This is a genomic window from Limimaricola sp. (assembly GCF_016125575.1).
GTDB lineage: Bacteria > Pseudomonadota > Alphaproteobacteria > Rhodobacterales > Rhodobacteraceae > WGLM01.
The window spans coordinates 114913-133931 of the sequence record NZ_WGLM01000001.1; the positions used below are offsets into that span (position 1 = coordinate 114913).

Annotated in this window: 15 protein-coding genes; 10 read left to right on the top strand and 5 right to left on the bottom strand. The window is 67.1% G+C overall.

The window, feature by feature from the left end; all coding sequences use genetic code 11:
• Nucleotides 1–51 precede the first annotated feature (51 nt).
• Nucleotides 52–1944 carry a propionyl-CoA synthetase gene (locus GC146_RS00725; protein WP_291832951.1) on the bottom strand — a complete coding sequence of 631 codons (1893 nt, stop codon included), beginning with the start codon at nucleotides 1942–1944 and terminating at the stop codon, nucleotides 52–54.
• A 72-nt stretch (nucleotides 1945–2016) separates the two neighbouring features.
• Nucleotides 2017–4308: an NADP-dependent malic enzyme gene (locus GC146_RS00730; protein WP_291832954.1), complete on the bottom strand. Its 2292-nt coding sequence runs from the start codon at nucleotides 4306–4308 to the stop codon at nucleotides 2017–2019.
• 127 nt (nucleotides 4309–4435) lie between these two features.
• Between GC146_RS00730 and GC146_RS00735 the strand changes: the two genes are divergently transcribed.
• The 7 genes from GC146_RS00735 to GC146_RS00765 all read left to right on the top strand — a co-directional run bounded on the left by GC146_RS00735 (nucleotide 4436) and on the right by GC146_RS00765 (nucleotide 11566).
• Complete coding sequence (locus GC146_RS00735; protein WP_291832957.1) at nucleotides 4436–5533, top strand: cupin domain-containing protein; 1098 nt, start codon at nucleotides 4436–4438, stop codon at nucleotides 5531–5533.
• Nucleotides 5534–5719: 186 nt separating this feature from the next.
• Nucleotides 5720–6112 (top strand): cytidine deaminase, encoded by a 393-nt coding sequence (locus GC146_RS00740; RefSeq protein WP_291832960.1) that lies wholly within the window; start codon nucleotides 5720–5722, stop codon nucleotides 6110–6112.
• Between the two features lie 3 nt (nucleotides 6113–6115).
• Nucleotides 6116–7417 (top strand): thymidine phosphorylase, encoded by a 1302-nt coding sequence (locus tag GC146_RS00745; protein ID WP_291832963.1) that lies wholly within the window; start codon nucleotides 6116–6118, stop codon nucleotides 7415–7417.
• A complete protein-coding gene (locus GC146_RS00750) occupies nucleotides 7417–8628 on the top strand; it encodes a phosphopentomutase (protein ID WP_291832966.1) in 1212 nt (403 codons plus the stop codon). The genes GC146_RS00745 and GC146_RS00750 overlap by 1 nt, the downstream gene beginning before the upstream one ends.
• Nucleotides 8625–9614: an adenosine deaminase gene (locus GC146_RS00755; RefSeq protein ID WP_291832969.1), complete on the top strand. Its 990-nt coding sequence runs from the start codon at nucleotides 8625–8627 to the stop codon at nucleotides 9612–9614. The genes GC146_RS00750 and GC146_RS00755 overlap by 4 nt, the downstream gene beginning before the upstream one ends.
• Nucleotides 9611–10243: a uracil phosphoribosyltransferase gene (gene upp, locus GC146_RS00760; RefSeq protein ID WP_291832971.1), complete on the top strand. Its 633-nt coding sequence runs from the start codon at nucleotides 9611–9613 to the stop codon at nucleotides 10241–10243. The genes GC146_RS00755 and upp overlap by 4 nt, the downstream gene beginning before the upstream one ends.
• Before the next feature lie 63 nt (nucleotides 10244–10306).
• On the top strand, nucleotides 10307–11566 hold the full coding sequence (locus GC146_RS00765; RefSeq protein ID WP_291832973.1) for an SPOR domain-containing protein: 1260 nt from the start codon (nucleotides 10307–10309) through the stop codon (nucleotides 11564–11566).
• Between the two features lie 9 nt (nucleotides 11567–11575).
• On the opposite strand, the gene GC146_RS00770 is transcribed toward GC146_RS00765, so the two are convergent.
• Both GC146_RS00770 and GC146_RS00775 read right to left on the bottom strand, forming a co-directional pair.
• Entirely contained in the window at nucleotides 11576–12589 is a 1014-nt protein-coding gene (locus GC146_RS00770; RefSeq protein ID WP_291832976.1) for a hypothetical protein, read from the bottom strand.
• Between the two features lie 79 nt (nucleotides 12590–12668).
• Nucleotides 12669–14306 (bottom strand): AMP-binding protein, encoded by a 1638-nt coding sequence (locus GC146_RS00775; RefSeq protein WP_291832979.1) that lies wholly within the window; start codon nucleotides 14304–14306, stop codon nucleotides 12669–12671.
• A gap of 90 nt (nucleotides 14307–14396) precedes the next feature.
• Between GC146_RS00775 and GC146_RS00780 the strand changes: the two genes are divergently transcribed.
• The 3 genes from GC146_RS00780 to GC146_RS00790 all read left to right on the top strand — a co-directional run bounded on the left by GC146_RS00780 (nucleotide 14397) and on the right by GC146_RS00790 (nucleotide 16795).
• On the top strand, nucleotides 14397–15338 hold the full coding sequence (locus tag GC146_RS00780) for a DMT family transporter (protein WP_291832981.1): 942 nt from the start codon (nucleotides 14397–14399) through the stop codon (nucleotides 15336–15338).
• A complete protein-coding gene (locus GC146_RS00785; protein WP_291832984.1) occupies nucleotides 15335–15991 on the top strand; it encodes a sulfotransferase family 2 domain-containing protein in 657 nt (218 codons plus the stop codon). The genes GC146_RS00780 and GC146_RS00785 overlap by 4 nt, the downstream gene beginning before the upstream one ends.
• A 168-nt stretch (nucleotides 15992–16159) precedes the next feature.
• A complete protein-coding gene (locus tag GC146_RS00790; RefSeq protein WP_291832987.1) occupies nucleotides 16160–16795 on the top strand; it encodes a Hint domain-containing protein in 636 nt (211 codons plus the stop codon).
• A gap of 28 nt (nucleotides 16796–16823) precedes the next feature.
• On the opposite strand, the gene GC146_RS00795 is transcribed toward GC146_RS00790, so the two are convergent.
• Nucleotides 16824–19019, bottom strand: a complete 2196-nt coding sequence (locus GC146_RS00795) for a 3-hydroxyacyl-CoA dehydrogenase NAD-binding domain-containing protein (RefSeq protein ID WP_291832990.1) — start codon at nucleotides 19017–19019, stop codon at nucleotides 16824–16826.

A 19019-nucleotide genomic window follows, 5' to 3' on the forward strand; every position in this document is an offset into this window, starting at 1 on the left:
CAATGCCTCCGGCGGGAGTATTTGGGGCAAGTTGAAGGGGGAGAGGCCCCTTCAGTCCTTGGCGTAGCCCATCGGCTTGAGCGCCGTGCGAATCTCGTCAAGGATCGCCGGGTCGTCGATTGTCGCGGGCATCTTGAACGGCTCGCCATTGGCGATCTTGACCATGGTGCCACGCAAGATCTTGCCTGAGCGGGTTTTCGGCAGCCGGTCGACCACGCAGGCCAGCTTGAACGCCGCAACGGGGCCGATCTGGTTGCGCACGCGGGCAACTTCCTCGCGCACGATTTCCTCGTGCGGGCGATTGCATCCCTTGTTCAGACAAAGGAAACCCAGCGGCAACTGGCCCTTCAACTCGTCCGCGACGCCGATCACCGCGCATTCGGCCACGTCTTCGTGGCCGGCCAGCACCTCTTCCATCGCGCCGGTCGACAGGCGGTGGCCGGCCACGTTGATGACGTCGTCGGTGCGGGCCATGATGTAGAGGTAACCGTCCTCGTCGATCATGCCGGCATCGCCCGTCTCGTAATAGCCGGGGAAGGTGGTGAGGTAGCTTTTCTTGAACCGCTCTTCCGCGTTCCACAGCGTCGAAAGCGTTCCGGGCGCAAGCGGCAGACGGATCGCCACGGCGCCCAGCGTGTCGGGCGGCAGTTTGTGACCGGCCTCGTCGAGGATGTCGATCTCGAAGCCCGGCAGCGCCACGGAAGGTGAGCCGATCTTGACCGGCAGTTCCTCGATCCCGAGCGGGTTGGCAACCATCGGAAAGCCGCTTTCGGTCTGCCACCAGTGGTCGATCACGGGCACCTTCAGCGCGTTCTGGGCCCATATGATGGTGTCGGGGTCGGCCCGTTCTCCGGCGAGGTAAAGCGCGCGCAGGCAGGAGATGTCATAGTTCTTGATCAGCTCCGCCTTGGGATCGTCGCGCTTGATCGCGCGGAAGGCGGTGGGCGCGGTGAAGAAGCTGCGCACCTTGTGCTCTGATATGACGCGCCAGAAGGTACCCGCGTCGGGCGTGCCCACCGGCTTGCCCTCGAAGACGATGGTGGTGTTGCCGTGGATCAGCGGGCCATAGGCGATATAGCTGTGGCCAACGACCCAGCCCACGTCGGAGGCGGCCCAGAACACCTCGCCGGGGTTGACGTTGTAGACGTTTTTCATCGTCCAGTGCAGCGCCACGAGGTGCCCGCCCGTGGGCCGCACCACGCCCTTGGGCGCGCCGGTGGTGCCGGACGTATAAAGCACGTAGGCGGGGTGATTGCCTTCGACCGGTACGCAGTCCGCCGGTTCAACGCCATACTGGAATTCGTGCCAGTCAAGGTCGCGGCCCGGGGTCAGCTTGGCCACTTCCTGTTCACGCTGAAGGATCACGCAGAAGTCGGGCTTGTGTTTTGCCTGCGCCATCGCGCCGTCGAGCAGCGGTTTGTAATGTACGACCCGGCCGGGCTCTAACCCGCAGGAGGCCGCAAGGATTGCCTTTGGCTGGGCATCGTCGATGCGCACGGCCAGTTCATGCGCGGCAAATCCGCCGAAGACGACCGAATGGATCGCCCCCAGCCGCGCACAGGCCAGCATCGCCTCGATCGCCTCCGGCACCATCGGCATATAGATGATGACGCGGTCGCCCTTGCCCACGCCGCGCGCCTTCAGCGCGCCCGCCAGTTGCGCCACGCGCACCAGCATTTCGGCATAGGTGATCTTGTGCACCGTGCCGGTCAGCGGGCTGTCATGGATAATCGCCACCTGGTTGCCGCGCCCGGCGCCGACATGCCGGTCAAGCGCGTTCCAGCAGGTGTTGACCATGCCGTCGGTGAACCATTCGTAGAAGGGCGCGCGGCTGTCGTTCAGCGCACGCGAGGGAAACACGTCCCAGTCGATGGCCTTGGCGGCCTCCATCCAGAAGCCTTCCGGATCGGCCTTCCAGCCCTCGTAAACCTCGCGGTAGCCCATCGCATTTCCTCCCTTTGCGACATGGTGTTACGCGCGGGCGTGGCGATGGGCAAGAATGTTAGCGCCTGACTGTCAGCCGTAATGTGCAACCGGCGTGCCGGCCAGTGCTGACATGTTCAGAAGGCCACGCGCCGTGATTGAGGGGGTGACGATATGGGCACGGTTGCCCATGCCCATCAGGATTGGCCCCACCTCAAGGCCGCCGCCCTTCATCTTGAGGATGTTGCGCACGCCAGAGGCGGCATCGGAATTGGCGAAGATCAGCGCGTTGGCGGTCCCTTCCAGCCGCGAGTCGGGGAAGATGCGGCTGCGCAGTTCGGCATCAAGCGCGCTGTCGGCATGCATCTCGCCCTCGTAGATGAAATCACGCGGGGCCGCGTCGAGGATGGCAAGCGCGGCGCGCATCCTGCGCCCGGTATCGCAATCAAGATTTCCAAACTGGCTGTGCGAGCACAGCGCGATCTTGGGCTGCAGGCCAAAACGGCGGACATGGCGCGCCGTCGCGATGACGGTTTCGGCAATCTGTTCCGGCGTGGGTTCGGGATGAACCTGCGTATCGGCGATGAAGAGCGGCCCGTCTTCAAGGATCATCAGGCTGAGTGCACCGACGGGGTGCAACCCGCTGCGTCCAAGGATCTGGCCTACGTAATTGAGGTGCCATAGGTATTGCCCGAAGGTGCCGCAGATCAGGCTGTCGGCCTCGTCACGATGCACCATGACAGCGCCGATGGCGGTTGTGTTGGTGCGCATGATCGCCTTGGCGATGTCCGGGGTCACACCGTGGCGCGCCATCAACTCATGATAAGTGCCCCAGTAATCGCGGTACCTCGGGTCGTCCTCTGGGTCGACGATCTGGAAATCGGTCAGCGGCCGGATCTTCAGGCCCGCGCGTTCGCAACGCGCCGCGATGACGCCGGGGCGGCCAATCAGGATTGGCGTTTCGGTGGTCTCTTCCATGATCGCCTGTGCGGCGCGCAGCACCCGTTCATCCTCGCCCTCGGCAAAGACGATGCGGCGGGTAGCGCTGCGGGCGGCTTCGAAGACGGGCCGCATGATCAGGGCGGATTTGAAGACCGACCCGTCGAGTTTCGCCTTGTAGGCCACCATGTCAGGGATCGGGCGGGTGGCGACGCCGCTGTCCATCGCGGCCTTGGCCACGGCGCAGGCGACGACGCCCATCAGCCGCGGATCGAAGGGTTTGGGGATCAGGTAATCGGCCCCGAAGGTCAGCTGTTCGCCGCGATAGGCCGCGGCCGCCTCGGCGCTGGTCGTGGCGCGGGCGAGGGCCGCGATCCCCTCGATGCAGGCGATCTTCATCTCGTCGTTGATCGTGGTCGCGCCGACGTCGAGTGCGCCGCGAAAGATGAAGGGAAAGCAGAGAACGTTGTTGACCTGGTTGGGATAGTCGCTGCGCCCGGTGGCAATGATCGCGTCGGAGGCGGCCGCGCGCGCATCCTCGGGCGTGATCTCGGGCGTGGGATTGGCCAGCGCGAAGATGATCGGGCGTTTGGCCATCTTCGCGACCATCGCGCCGGTCAGCACGCCGGGGCCCGAAAGGCCAAGGAAGAGGTCGGCGCCCTCGATCACCTCTTCGAGGGTGGCCGGCGTGGTGCCTTGCGCGTAGTCCGCCTTTTGCGGGGTCATGTCGGCCTCGCGCCCGGCGTGGACAAGCCCCTGCAGGTCGCAGAGAAAGACGTTTTCGCGCTTCACGCCAAGCTTCAGCAGCATGTTGAGGCAGGCGATGCCCGCCGCGCCGCCGCCTGTGCTGACGACCTTGATGTCCTCGAACTGCTTGCCTGCCACGCGCAGCGCGTTGGTGGCCGCGGCGCCGACCACGATGGCGGTGCCGTGCTGGTCGTCGTGGAAAACAGGGATCTTCATCCGCTGGCGGCACAATTCCTCGACGATGAAGCAGTCGGGCGCCTTGATATCCTCGAGGTTGATCGCGCCGAAGGTGGGTTCCAGCGCACAGACGATCTCGGCCAGTTTCACCGGGTCAGGTTCGTTCAGCTCGATGTCGAAACAGTCGATATTGGCGAATTTCTTGAAGAGAACCGCCTTGCCCTCCATCACCGGCTTGGAGGCGAGCGCGCCGATGTTACCAAGGCCCAGTACAGCAGTGCCGTTGGTGACGACGCCCACCATGTTGCCGCGCGCGGTATAGTCGCGGGCCGTGTCGGGCTCGCGCTTGATCTCAAGGCAGGCTTCGGCCACGCCGGGCGAATAGGCGCGGCTGAGATCGCGGCCGTTGGCCAGTGGCTTGGTGGCGCGGATCTCCAGTTTGCCGGGCTTGGGAAAGCGGTGATAGTCCAGCGCCGCCTGCCGCAGGCTTTCGCGGTTGCTGTCCTTGGTCGGTTCGGTCACACACAGCCCTCCCGGCAGATGGTTTAACGTTAAACCAATTCATGCTTCGCGCGGAAGCAGTCGTTGCGATTAAGCACTTTCGCAGCAGGCTTGCAAATCCTGCAGGCGCGTGGCCAACATCGCCGCCATGAACAAGACTGCCGATATCCGCGCCGAAGTGCGCCTGCCCACCACCGACCTGCGCGCCGATCTGCCGTTCTTCGGCAAGGTGCTGGGGATGCGGATGGACATGATCTATCCGGCCGACAACCCCTCGGTTGCGGTCTGGTCGGGCCACGGGCTGCGTGTGCGGTTGGAACAGAATGAGGACGCGCCGGGGCATCTCAACATTCTGACGGATGATGCCGATTTCGCCGGGGGTCAGTCGGAACTGACCGCGCCGGGTGGCACGAAGGTCAGCGTGCTGCCGCTGAACCCGCCACTGGTGCTGCCGCCGACCGAACATGCCTTTGTCGTACGGCGGCTGGCCGATCAGGCGCCATGGGTGATCGGGCGGGCCGGAATGCATTACCGCGACCTGGTGCCAAGCCGGCTGGGCGGCGCGATCATTGCCAGTCACATCCGCATTCCCGACGGCGGGCCGGTGCCCGACATGGTGCATTTCCACAAGGTGGGCTTCCAGCTGATCTTCTGCGTCGCGGGCTGGGTCGACGTTGTTTACGAAGACCAGGGCCTGCCGATCCGTCTGACGGCGGGCGACTGTTTTATCCAGCCGCCCGAGATCCGCCACCGCGTGCTGGAGGCCAGCGACGGTATCGAGGTGATCGAGATCGGCGTGCCGGCCGAGCATGTGACCGAGATCGACCACGTGATGACGCTGCCCACGCCGCACCTGCGGCCCGACCGGGAATGGCAGGGCCAGCGTTTCGTGCATAACGTGGCCAAGGGGGCGGCCTTTGCGCCGGCGCGCCTGCCGGGCTTTGTCGTGCGCGATACCACGATCGCCGCCAATACCCGTGACGTGGCCGGGGTGATGGTGATGAAGCGCGGGCCGGGCGCGCCGGTCTGGACGCGGCACGAGGCGGACATCCTGTTCACCTTTGTGATGGCGGGTACGATGCGGCTGGAGGGCGAGGGGAAGGACCCGTTCGACCTGACCGCGGGCGATGCCTTCGTCATCCCGCCGGGGATGCGGACACGCTATGCCGCCCCCTCCGACGATATCGAACTGCTGGAAGTCAGCTTGCCGGGGCGCTTCGCGACAGAGGTCGCAGACGCACCCTGAACCGGTGTCCCCATCGGGAAGCTCTATAAGTAACTGGCTTTGTTATTAAAGTTTCTTAAGGGTGATTGACCGGGCTCGGAGTGTTGCGGCAACTTCAGGCCGGACAGCGGCATCCCGCTGCACCACGCTTGCCTTCCCCGCACACTGCCCTTTAGATTTCACCAAATGGTCAAAACCGGAGATGTCATGACCCTTCTCGATACCGCGCGCGGCGTGCGCGAGAGGGCCTATGTGCCCTATTCCCGCTTCAAGGTTGGCGCCGCGATCCGGACCGCATCTGGCACCATCTATGCCGGCTGCAATGTCGAGAACGTGGCTTATCCCGAAGGCACCTGCGCCGAAGCGGGGGCCATCGCCGCGATGGTGGCGGGGGGCGATCTGGAGATCGTCGAGGTGGCCGTGATCGCCGACAGCCCCAGCCCGGTCAGCCCCTGCGGCGGTTGTCGCCAGAAACTGGCCGAGTTCGGCAAAGCCGACGTGAAAGTGACGCTGGCCACCACGGACGGCGCGACGCTGGAAACCACCATCGGGGCGCTGCTGCCCGGGGTCTTTTCAAACGACCACATGTCGCGGACCTGAGCGATGGATGCCCGCGCCATCATCGCAAAGTTGCGTGACAAGCGGGCGCCCGAGGCGGCCGAGTTGCGCTGGTTCGCTGCCGGTCTTGCTGATGGCACGGTCAGCGACGCACAGGCGGGCGCCTTTGCGATGGCGGTTCTGCTCAACGGGCTGGAAACCGGGGCGCGTGTGGACCTGACTTTGGCGATGCGCGATTCGGGCGATGTGCTGCGCTGGGACCTGCCGGGCCCGGTGATGGACAAGCATTCGACCGGCGGCGTGGGCGATTGCGTGTCGCTGCTCTTGGCCCCGGCGCTGGCGGCCTGCGGGGTCTTCGTGCCGATGATCTCGGGCCGCGGGCTGGGTCATACCGGCGGCACGCTGGACAAGATGGAGGCGATCCCCGGCGTCGTGGCGCAGATCCCCGAGGATCAGTTGCGCCGCGTGGTGGCCGAGGTCGGCTGCGCCGTGGTGGGCGCGACTGCACGCATCGCCCCCGCCGACCGCCGGCTTTACGCCGTGCGCGATGTCACGGCGACGGTGGAAAGCATCGATCTGATCACCGCCTCCATCCTGTCGAAGAAGCTGGCGGCGGGGTTGCAGGGGCTGGTGCTGGACGTGAAGGCGGGCAGCGGCGCGTTCATGAAGACGGACGAAGATGCGACGGCGCTGGCCCGCTCGCTGGTCGAGGCGGCCAATGGCGCTGGCTGCCCCACCGCCGCGCTGATCACCGACATGGACGAACCGCTGGCGCCCGCGCTGGGCAACGCGGTGGAGGTCGCGCTGTGCATGGAGGTGCTGGCGGGCGACCGCGCCGCCGCCCCGCGCCTTTACGACCTGACAGTGGCGCTGGGCGGGCGCCTTCTGGCGCTGGCGGGCGAGGAGGAGGCCGCGGGCGCGGCGCGGATCGCCGCGACCCTTGACGATGGCCGCGCGATGGAGCGTTTCGCGCGCATGGTCGCGGCCCTTGGCGGCCCGCCCGACATGGAGGCCGACTGGCGCACGCACCTGCCCAAGGCCCCGGTCGTGGTGCCGGTGCCGGCGCCCGGCGCTGGCCATGTCGCCGCGATTGACGGCGAGGCGCTGGGGCTGGCCGTCGTCGCCCTTGGCGGTGGCCGGCGGATCGAGACCGACCGGATCGACCCGGCGGTCGGGGTGACCGAGGTCCTGCCGATCGGTACTTCAGTGGTGACCGGCGATGCGCTGGCGTTGGTCCATGCCCGCGACGCAGGACAGGCCGCCGCGGCGGTGAAGGCAGTGCAGGCGGCAGTGCGGTTGGGTGAGGCACCCGCCAATCAGCCGCTGGTCCGCGAAAGGATCGGCTGATGGCGCGTGCTTTTCTCGTTGTGATCGATTCAGTCGGCATCGGTGGTGCGCCCGATGCCGCACAGTATTTCAATGGCACCCGGCCCGATACCGGGGCCAACACGGTCGGCCATATCGCGGCGGAATGTGCCGCGGGCCGGGCCGGGACGGGGCGCAGCGGCCCGTTGCACCTGCCCACGCTGGATGCGCTGGGCCTGGGCGCGGCGCTGCGGCTGGCCTCGGGGATGGATGCCCCCGGCCTTGGGGCCGCGCCCACCGGCGCTTGGGGTGCGGCGACGGAGGTGTCGCGCGGCAAGGACACGCCCTCGGGCCACTGGGAACTGGCCGGCGTCCCGGTGCCCTGGGACTGGGCAACTTTCCCAGACACGCAGCCCTGCTTTCCGCCCGATCTGGTGGCCGAGGTCTGCCGTCTGGCCGGGACGGACGGGATCCTGGGCAACCGCCACGCGTCGGGCACCGTCATCCTGGCCGAGGAGGGCGCGCGGCACGTCGAAACCGGCTGGCCCATCTGCTACACCTCTGCCGACAGCGTGTTCCAGATCGCCGCGCATGAAGAAGCGTTCGGGTTGGAGCGGCTGCTGACGCTCTGCACGGCCATCGCGCCACGGCTGCACGCGATGAAGATCGGCCGGGTGATCGCGCGGCCCTTCCTGGGTTCGGCCGAAGCGGGGTTCACCCGCACCGCCAACCGCCACGACTATGCCATCGCGCCGCCTGCGCCGACGCTGTGCGACTGGGTGCAGGGCGCGGGGCGCAAGGTGCAGGCGATCGGCAAGATCGGCGACATCTTCTCGATGCGGGGCATCGACGAGGTGCGCAAGGGGCGCGATGCGGCGCTGATGGGGCATCTGGGCGACCTGGTGGCGGAGGCGCCCGACGGCTCGCTGACCTTCGCCAATTTCGTCGAGTTCGACAGCGAATACGGCCACCGGCGCGATGTCGCGGGCTATGCGCGTCATCTGGAATGGTTCGACGCGGAACTGGCCGCACTGCTGCGGCGCCTGCGCGCCGATGACCTGCTGGTCGTCACCGCCGATCACGGCAACGATCCCACGTGGACCGGCACCGACCACACGCGCGAGCGGGTGCCGGTGCTGGTTCACGGGATCGGCCCCCGCACGCTGGGCCAGCTGGCCTTCACCGATGTCGCGGCCTCCGTCGCCGCCCACCTTGGGGTGCCGTCCGAGGGCCCCGGAAAGAGCTTCCTTTGACCTACCGTTCCCTGCCGAAAATCGAACTGCACCTGCACCTTGAAGGCGGCGCGCCGCCGGCCTTCATCCGCGGGCTGGCGCGCGAGAAAAAGATCGACATCGCCGGCATCTTCACGCCCGAGGGCGGCTATGCCTACCGCGATTTCGACCATTTCCTGCAGGTCTACGAGGCCGCCTGCACCACCCTGCAGGGCCCCGAGGATTTCCGCCGCCTGACGCTGGCGGTGCTGGAGGAAAGTGCCGCCAATGGCGTGGTCTATTCCGAAACCTTCCTGTCGCCCGATTTCTGCGGCGGGGGCGACGTGTTTGCCTGGCGCGACTACCTGGCCGCGATCGAGGATGCCGCCGACGAGGCCGAGCGCAAGTTGGGTATCACCCTGCGCGGGATCGTCACCTGCATCCGTCACAACGGCCCCGAACAGGCGAAATCCGCCGCGCGTTGTGCGGCCGAGACCAAGGGGCGGTTCCTGACCGGGTTCGGCATGGCGGGGGCCGAGCTGATGGGCCGTCCGGGCGACTTCGCCTACAGCTTTGACATGGCGCGCGAGGCGGGTCTGCGGATCACCTGCCACGCGGGCGAATGGGGTGGGCCGGACATGGTGGCCGACACCCTGCGCGACCTGCGGCCCGAGCGGATCGGCCACGGCATCAACGCCGCGAAGGACCCCGCGCTGGTCGCGCGTCTCGCCGAAGAGGGCGTGGTGCTGGAGGTATGCCCGGGGTCGAACGTGTTTCTGGGCGCTGTGGCCGCGTGGAAGGCGCACCCCATTGCGCGGCTGCGCGACGCGGGCGTGAAGGTGACCGTCTCGACCGATGATCCGCCATTTTTCGGCACCACCATGACGAGCGAGTTCGACATGCTGGCCGAAACCTTCGGCTGGGAAGAGGAGGAATTGCGCGCGCTGAACCGCACGGCCCTTGACGCGGCCTTCTGCGACGCCGAAACGAAAGAGCGTATCGCCAAGAAACTGGAGCCCGCCGCATGACCGAGATGGTAACCGTCGTCGACCACCCGCTGGTGCAGCACAAGCTGACGCTGATGCGCGAGAAGGATACCTCGACCGCCTCGTTCCGCCGGCTTCTGCGCGAGATCAGCCTGCTTCTGGCCTACGAGGTGACGCGCAACCTGCCGATGACGTCGACCCGGATCGAAACACCCCTGTGCGAAATGGACGCGCCGATGATCGAGGGCAAGAAGCTGGCGCTGATCTCGATCCTGCGGGCGGGCAACGGTCTGCTGGACGGGATCCTTGAATTGGTGCCGGCCGCCCGGGTGGGCTTTGTCGGCCTTTATCGCGACCCCGAGACGCTGCGGCCGGTGCAATATTACTTCAAGGTGCCCTCCCAGCTGGAGGACCGCATGACCATCGTGGTGGACCCGATGCTGGCCACTGGCAATTCCTCGGTCGCCGCGATCGACCTGCTGAAGGAGGCAGGCGCCACCAACCTGCGATTCCTGTGCCTGCTCGCCGCGCCCGAGGGCGTTGCCCGGATGCAGGAGGCCCATCCCGACGTGCCAATCGTGACGGCTGCGATCGACAGCCATCTCAATGATCATGGCTATATTGTACCGGGCCTAGGGGATGCGGGCGACCGGATGTACGGCACCAGATAGGCTAAGTATTCCTTTACATTGAGAAGTGTGTCCTCCATCCTTTCCACAATATCTGTGGGGGATATGATGACACGCTTCGGGCTGGCCGTGACGGCCACTTTTCTTGTCGCCGCCTCGGGTCAGGTGGCCTTGGCGCAATCTTCGGGGCCGGCCGAGGTGCCGCCGAACAGTTACGCCGCAAACCAGTATGTCGACAGCACCGGCTGTGCCTATATCCGTGCCGGCATCGGTGGGAACACCAACTGGGTTCCGCGACTGAAGGCGGATCGCAGCCAGATGTGCGGGCTGATGCCCTCTTTGGCGCCGCGCCCGGCCGCGCCCACCGCCGTGGCCAGTGCGGCACCGCAACAACAAACGCAGACCGGCGTCGCCGCTTCGCCGACGACCGTCATCACCCAGTCGGGCGCGACAGTTGGCGGCAGCACCGCGATGTCCGGCGCAACGCTGCCGGGAACCGAACCGGCCCGCACGATGACGGGCGGTACGATGACGGCGGTAGCCCCTTCGGCGCCGATGGCGCCGGGCGCTGCCGCGATGTCCCCCGCAGCGCCGGCCCCGGCCGGTGTCGCCTCGGCGCCCGCACAGGCGCCGGTGCCGTTGGGCCCGGCCAAGCCGACCTATGGCGCGCCCATGGGCCTTGAGGCGCCGGGCGTCGTTCTGGCTCCGACGGGGCGGGTGGTGACCTATGGCGCCTCTGGCCAGACAGTTCAGGTAAGGTCCGCTGGCGGCACGCGCCGCGTGGCCGCCGAAGTCTGTGCCGCGATCGCTGCAGGCCATGTCTTTGTCTATGCCGACACGCATGAGTGGGTGGTCTGCCCGGGACAGCGGCAGGCCAGCGCCGCGCCGGCAGGCCCGCGCTCTGCTCCGCCGACCGAGCGCTACGGGCTGTTCAACCAGTCCGTCGTACCCGCCTCGAACCCCGCGGTAACGGCAGCCGAGGCCGCGACGATCCCCACGCCTCCGCAGGGTTACCGCACGGCGTGGACAGATGACCGGCTGAACCCGCATCGCGGCCCGCAGCCCGCGGCCCTGGTTCCGGTTGCGACCGGAACATCTGGCGGCGCAGTCAGCTTGGCCGCAGCGACTGGCGCGGCGTCGGGAGGCTATGTTCAGGTGGGCACCTTCGGTCAGCCGTCCAACGCGCAAGGCACGGCAGCGCGCCTGATGGCGATGGGCTTGCCCGCCGCGACCGGCCGCGTGACGCAGGGCGGGCGCAGCCTGACCGTCGTGATGGCCGGCCCCTTCGCCAATGCCCAGACGCTGGCCACGGCGTTGCAGCTGGTGCGCGGTAGCGGTTTCAGCGACGCCTACGTGCGTCGCTGAGGCAGACGATCAGGGCTGGCAGATGCCCTGAAGCGCCACCCAGTCTGCATCCGACAGGACAGGCGGAAAATCAGCGCCCGTCGCAGGATCGCCTGCAATCAAGGCTTCGGCATTGCCGGGCTTTGCGGCGCGGGCATAAGGCGACGCGGGCACCTTGGCGGTGGCCATCGCCTGCAGCAGAGCGGAGGTGCCCGGCGCGGGCCGCGGCGCGGTCAGGACGGCGCCTGCATAATGCGTCAGTGCCCCTGACGGCAGGTCGCCGGTGCCCAGAAGTTGCAACGTCGCCGGCAGCCCTGCATCGCGGAGCACCGCACCCAAAGGATCGGCCGCACCGCGGGCGGTGACGGCGGCCAGCAGGTAACCGGCAAGGACAGCGGGGTCATCCTGCCGCTCGACAAGGTCGCGCGGCACCATCACCACCGCGCCGGGCAGGACCAGTGCGCCGGACAGCGCGGCAGGCGTCACCACGACGCGGACCGGGCTGTCGCTCCCCAGCACCCGCACGCGCAGACGCGACAGCGCGGCGGTGCCCAGCGGGTTGCGACAGGTGGGGCCGGCCTTCTGCTGGATCAGGCCCAGAAGGCTCATGCCGATCTCGGCCCGTTTGACCTGTGGCACCAGTTTCAGCGTCTGACCCACCAGCGCATCGGGCAGCCAGAAGACGGCAAGAGCAAGGCACCCGGCAATGCTGAGACCAAGCATGACCCGTCGCAGCCTTGGCGGTCGAGGCCTGCGACGCAGCACGGCGCGACGCACCGTCTCGACGGCGTCAATCATCAAGTCATCGGCGACTTCAAGCTCTTCGCCTTCATCGGGGCCGGGGGCGAAAAGGGCGGGCCGTGTCCCGGGGTTGAGGCGCCGGATCGCGGGCAGCGACCAATGCGCCAGCGGCAGACCGCTGCCATCGGCGATGACAAGGGTGGCGTCACCGAATGAAAGCACCACCTCCTGCCGGTCGTCACCGGGCGCAGCACGCCAGATGCCGACGCATTCCAGCCGCTGATATTGCGCAAGTGCGGTCATGTCCCGGTTCGGCCTGCCCTGCCATTTTGCGACATGATAACGGCAGGGCCCGCAGAAGGGTAGCGCGCAATCGCGGCGCCTAGCCGGACTGGACCATCGCCCGCGCCAGCACGCGCAATTCGAACTTCTGGATCTTGCCAGTCGAGGTTTTCGGCAATTCGCGGAACACAACGCGCTTGGGCGCCTTGTAATGCGCGATGCGGTCGCGGGCGAAGGCGATCAGGATCCCCTCGTCGGCCGCGTGCCCCTCCTTTAGTTCGACGAAGGCGCAGGGCACCTCGCCCCATTTCTCGTCGGGCATCGCCACCACGGCGCAAAGGCTGACGGCGGGATGGTGCATCAGCGCGCCCTCGACCTCGACCGAGCTGATGTTCTCGCCGCCCGAGATGATGATGTCCTTGGCCCGGTCGGAAATCTGGATGTAGCCGTCGGGGTGGATATGGGCGAGGTCCTCGGAATGGAAGGCGCCGCCCTTGAACGCCTTGGCGGTGGCCTCCGGGTTCTTGAGATAGCCCTTCATCACGCAGTTGCCGCGCATCACGATCTCGCCCTGCGTGGCGCCGTCCATGGCGACGGGCATCATCTGGGCATCGACCACGGCGACCTCTTCCATCATCGGGAAGGCCACGCCCTGGCGCGCCTTGATCGCGGCCTGTTCGGGTTCGGGCAGCGCGTCCCATTCGGCGTTCCAGACGCATTCGGTGACGTGGCCGTAGGTTTCAGTCAGGCCATAAACCTGCGTGACATTGAAGCCGAGCTTGCCGATGGCGGCCAGTGTTGCCGCGGCGGGCGGCGCGCCGGCGGTAAAGACCTCGACAACGTGGTGGAAGTGGCGCCGCGCCTCGGGCTTGGCATTGACGATCATGTTCAGCACGATCGGCGCCCCGCCGAAATGCGTGACCCCCTCGTCGGCGATCGCATCATAGATCGCCTTGGCGGTAATCTCGCGGCAGCAGACGACGGTGCCGCCCAGCAGCGGGATCATCCAGGTGTGGTTCCAGCCGTTGCAGTGGAAAAGCGGCACGATAGTCAGGTAACGCGGGTGCAGCACCATGCGCCATGACACAGGCGTGCCCATCGTCATCAGGTAGGCACCGCGATGGTGATAGACCACGCCCTTGGGCCGGCCGGTCGTGCCAGAGGTATAGTTCAGCGCAAGGCTTTCCCATTCGTCCTGAGGCATGATCCACGGAAAACCCGGATCGCCAGTGGCAAGGAATTCCTCGTAGGTCTCATGCTCGCCGCTGGCGGTCACGCCGGCCTCGGCGTCGGGTACCTCGATGATCCGGGGGGCCGGCCCCTCCATCTGGGTCACGGCGGCAAGGGTCAGGGGCAGGAACTGACTGTCGGTCAGCACCACCTTGGCGCCGCCATGATCGAAGATGTAGGCCACCGTATCGACATCGAGCCGGGTGTTGATGGTGTTCAGGACCGCGCCGCAGGCTGGCACGCCGAAGGTCGCCTCGGCCTGCGCGGGCACGTTGGGCAGCAGGGTTGCCACCACGTCGCCCGGCTGGACCCCGGCAAGGTTCAGCGCGCTGGCCAGTCGGCTGACGCGGGCGTGGTATTCGGCGTAGGTCAGGCGCGTGCTGCCATAGACCAGCGCCTCGCGATCGCGGAACACCTGCGCGGCGCGGGCCAGGTGGCTGAGCGGCGTCAGCGGCACGTGGTTGGCCACGCACTTGTCAAGGCCCGTTTCGTCTGCCAACCATCCCATCGCCTGCCCTCCCCGCAGTATCGTTGCCGGGCGAGAGTAGCGCCCAAAACCCGCGCGATACAACGTCCCAAAGACCGGAGTGGCCCGCCGATGCACAGCACCGTCAACCGTCCGGGCCTTGCCGCGGTGCTGGTCCTTGCCGCGATGGCGCTGTTCGGCCTGATCGACAACTTCATCCGGCTGGCGGCCGCCGAAGGCGGGTTGTGGCAGTTCCACATGCTGCGCTCGGCGCTGGCGCTGCTGCTGCTTGTGCCGGCCGCCTTGGCCACCGGCGCGCGGCTGCGGCCGTTGCATACGGGACGGGTCGCGCTGCGCAGCCTGCTGAACTCGATCGCGATGGTGATCTATTTCGGCTGTCTCGGCTTCATGCCGATCGCGCAGGTCGTGGCGGGGCTGTTCACCGCGCCGATCTTCGTGGTGATCTTCTCGGTCGTCCTCTTTCGCGAACGGGTGGGGCCGCGGCGCATCTTGGCGGTGCTGCTGGGGTTTGCCGGTATCGTGCTGGTGCTGCGTCCGGATGCCGGCGCGCTGACGCTTTGGTCGGGCGTTCCGGCGCTGGCCGGGGCGGCCTACGCGCTGGGCAACATCGCGACGCGCCGCTGGTGCCACGGCGAGGGCACGTTCAGCCTGCTGGCGGGTTTCTTCGGCGCGATGATGATCTGGGGCGCGCTGGGGGTGGCCGTGCTGGCGCTGCATCCGCTGCCGGTGGCGCCGGGGGGCGACGGATTTCTGACGCGGGGCTGGGTCTGGCCCGCGGGCATCTACCTTGCGATGATCGTGGTGCAGGGCGTGGGGTCAGTCGTAGGCGTGGGTCTGTCGATCCGCGCCTACCAGATGGCGGATGCGACCTTCGTCGCGGTGTTCGAGAACACGCTTCTCGTTTTCGCGACGCTTTGGGCGATCGTGCTGTGGGGCGAGGTGCCCGATGCGCTGGCAAGCCTTGGGATCGCCATGATCATGCTGGCGGGCATCATCATCGCGTTGCGCAGCGCCGACCCGGTGCCCGTGCGCGCGGCGGCCGTTGTCGAATGATCGTCTCGCGCGCACGGCGCTACATCTTCGTGCATATCCCCAAGACCGGGGGCACCGCGCTGACGCAGGCGCTGGAGGCGCGGGTGGGCCCCGACGACATCCTGATTGGCGACACGCCCAAGGCCCGGCGGCGGCGGCACCGGCTGAAGGGGCTGCAGGCGGCGGGGCGGCTGTGGAAGCATTCGACGCTGTCCGATATTGCCGGGCTGGTGACGCCCGAGGAGATGGCCGACTTCTGTATCTTCACGCTGGTGCGCAATCCTTGGGACCGGGTGGTCAGCTACTATCACTGGCTGCGGGCGCAGGACTTTGCCCATCCGGCGGTGGCGCGTGCCAAGGCGCTGGATTTCAGCGCCTTCCTGAACCATCCCGCGACGGTGGCCAGCCTGACGGCCACGCCCTATTCCAGCTACCTGACCGATGCCGCCGGAGTGGAGCGGGCCACGCTTTATCTGCGGTTGGAACGGCTGGAGGAAGACCTGCCGCGCCTCGCGGCCAAGATCGGTTTCTTGCCCGAGATGGAGCGGATCAATGTCTCCGACCGGGTGCGAGACTGGCGCGGATTCTATTCGGACGAGGACGCCGCACTGCTGGCACGAATCGCGGCCACCGACATTGCGCGATTCGGATACGCGTTCGATCCTAGGGATTGATTGTCTCCGCTGTGGGGCGCAATCGCCCCGGTTGTGCGGTTCTGGGTCCGATGCCGCGCCAATGCCGCAATCTTGCCCTGTTGCGCCCCAATTTCGGGCCCCCGCCCAGTGGTGTGGTTAACGCAGGGGAAGGGCAGCCGATACCGGCCCATCCGGGAGGACCATTCGATGATTGCCTGGGATGACACGCAATGGCGTTTCGCGCGACCAGCGGCGTTCGCCGATGCCACCACACTGGCGCTGAGTGACGAGACGGCAGGGCTTGTCGCCGGGACGCAGGTGGCCACCGCGCATGGCTGGTGCCGGGTGGTGGATATTGCGCCGGGTGACGATGTGCTGACGCTGGATAACGGGATGGTCCCGGTCAGCGGCGTCGCGCGCCGGTCGATCATGACGGCAGGGCCAAGGCCGCCCGCCCGCCTCTGGCCGCTGCTGGCCCCGCCGGGTGCGCTGAACAATCGCGAGGCGCTGCTGCTAACGTCCGACCAGCCGGTGATGCTGGAAAGCGACACCGCCGAGGCGGCGCTGGGCGAGCCCTTCTGCACCGTGCCCGCAGCCGCGCTGGACGGGTTTCGAGGCATCGCACGGGTGATGCCCCCCGCGCGGATCGACATCGTGATGCTGCGCTTTGCGCGGCCACAAGTAATCTTCGGCAATCACGGCGCGCTGTTGGCGTGCCGGGAAGGTGCCGCCGGGCTGACGCTAGCACAGGGCCGGCGACTGGTTCGCTATCTCGAACTGGAAGACGCAGGCGAAAGGTTTACCGTTCGGGCTGCCGACGTGCTGGGCGCGTCGGCCGCCTGAGGCGGCCGCCACGTCCGGACGGCCCGCCTCAGGCCGCTTTGGGCGTGGCGGCAAATCGCCCGTAGAAGCCATCTCCGTTCTCGGCCATCTCGCGCAGCAGGGCAGGTGCGGTGAACCGCGCGCCGAATGCCTCTGTCAGCGCGTCGCAACGTTCAACGGCGTAGGGCGCGCCCAGCATGTCGAGCCAGCTGAACGGCCCGCCCGACCAAGGTGCAAAGCCCCAGCCAAGGATCGCGCCCACGTCGCCCTCGCGGATGTCGGTCAGCACGCCATCTTCCAGCGCGCGCACCGCCTCCAGCACCTGCGCGAAAAGCAGGCGATGCTGCACGGTGGTCAGGTCGGGCTGATCCTTGGCCTGCGGATACTTCGCCGCGAGGCCCTCCCACAGGCCCAGCCGCGTGCCCTTCTCGTCATAGGCGTAAAAGCCCGATTTCGACTTGCGGCCCATCCGGCCCTGGTCAGCCATCCAGAACAGCACCTCGTCCACCGCGCCGTCGGGATAGGCATCGCCCATCGCGGCCTTGGTCGCCTTGGCGATCTTCACGCCAAGGTCGATCGAGGTTTCGTCCACCAGCTGCAGCGGGCCCAGCGGCATGCCCACCAGTTTCGCGGCGTTTTCGATCAGCGCGGGGGCAACCCCCTCGGCCACCATGCGGATGCCCTCGTTGATGTAGGGGATGATGCAGCGGTTGGCGTAGAAGAAGCGCGCATCGTTCACCACGATCGGCGTCTTGCGGATCTGGCGCACGAAATCGAGCGCCTTGGCCACCGCAACCTCGCCGGTCTTTTCGCCCTTGATAATCTCGACAAGGTTCATCTTGTCGACCGGACTGAAGAAGTGGATGCCGATAAAGTTGGTCGGATTAGTGCTGGCTTTCGCCAGTTCAGTGATGGGAAGAGTGGAGGTGTTGGTTGCGAAAATGCAATCTGGCCCCGTGACCGCCTGCACATTCTTCGTCACCTCGGCCTTTACGCCGACATCTTCGAACACCGCCTCGACGATCAGGTCGCAGCCTTGCAGCGCGGCGTAATCGGTGGTGGCGGTGATGCGGCCCAGCACCTGTGCCTTCTTCTCCGGCGTCACCTTCTTGCGGGCGATGCCCTTGTCGAGGATCGCCTCGGAATGGGCGCGGCCCCGCTCGGCGGCCTCTTGCGTGGCGTCGATCAACACCACCTCGATGCCCGCGTTGGCCGCGACATAGGCAATGCCCGCGCCCATCATGCCGGCCCCCAGCACGCCCAGCTTCGTGACCTTCTGATCGGGCACGGCGGGCCGGTTGGCGCCCTTCTCCAGCGCCTCCTTGTTGATGAACAGGCTGCGGATCATCGCGGAAGACGAGGGGTTCATCAGCACATGGGTGAACCAGCGCGCCTCGATCTTCAGCGCCGTGTCGAAGGGCACCAGCGCGCCTTCATAGACCGCCGAAAGCAGCGCCTTGGCCGCGGGGTAAACCCCCTGCGTCTGGCCGTTGACCATGGCCGAGGCACCGACGAAGGTCATGAACCCCGCCGGGTGATAGGGTGCGCCACCGGGCATCTTGTAGCCCTTCTCGTCCCACGGCTTGACGATGGCGGGCGACGACAGGACCCAGGCCTTGGCGGCAGACAACAGCTCGTCGGCCGGCACGACCTCGTCGATCACACCCAGCGCCTTGGCCTTCTTCGGGTCGTTCAGCTTGCCTTCCAGCAGCAGCGGCGAGGCCGCCATCGCGCCCATCTTGCGCACCAGCCGGGTGGTGCCGCCCGCGCCGGGGAAGATGCCGACAAGGATCTCGGGCAGGCCGATCCGGGCCTTGGGATTGTCGGCGGCAAAGATGCGGTGGCAGGCCAGCGGCAGTTCCAGCCCGATGCCCAGCGCCGTGCCGGGCAGGGCGGCGGCAATCGGCTTGCCGCCCTTGTTGGTCTTGGGCTCCATCCCCGCGCGCTCGATCTTGCGCAGCATCTTGTGGCCGGCCATCGTGAAATCGAAGAGGCTTTGCGCGGGATCGTCGCCGCCCTCGTCGCGGATCTTCGCCAGCGTGTTGAGGTCCATGCCGCCGGCAAAGCTGTCCTTGCCGGAGGTGATGACGATGCCCTTGACGGCGGGGTCGGCCAGGGCGGCGTCGATCAGGTCGTTCAGATGCGCCATCGACTCGCGCGACATCACGTTCATCGATTTGGTTTTCACGTCCCAGGTGATGACGGCCACGCCGTCGGCGTCGGTGACAGAGGTGAAATCGGTCAT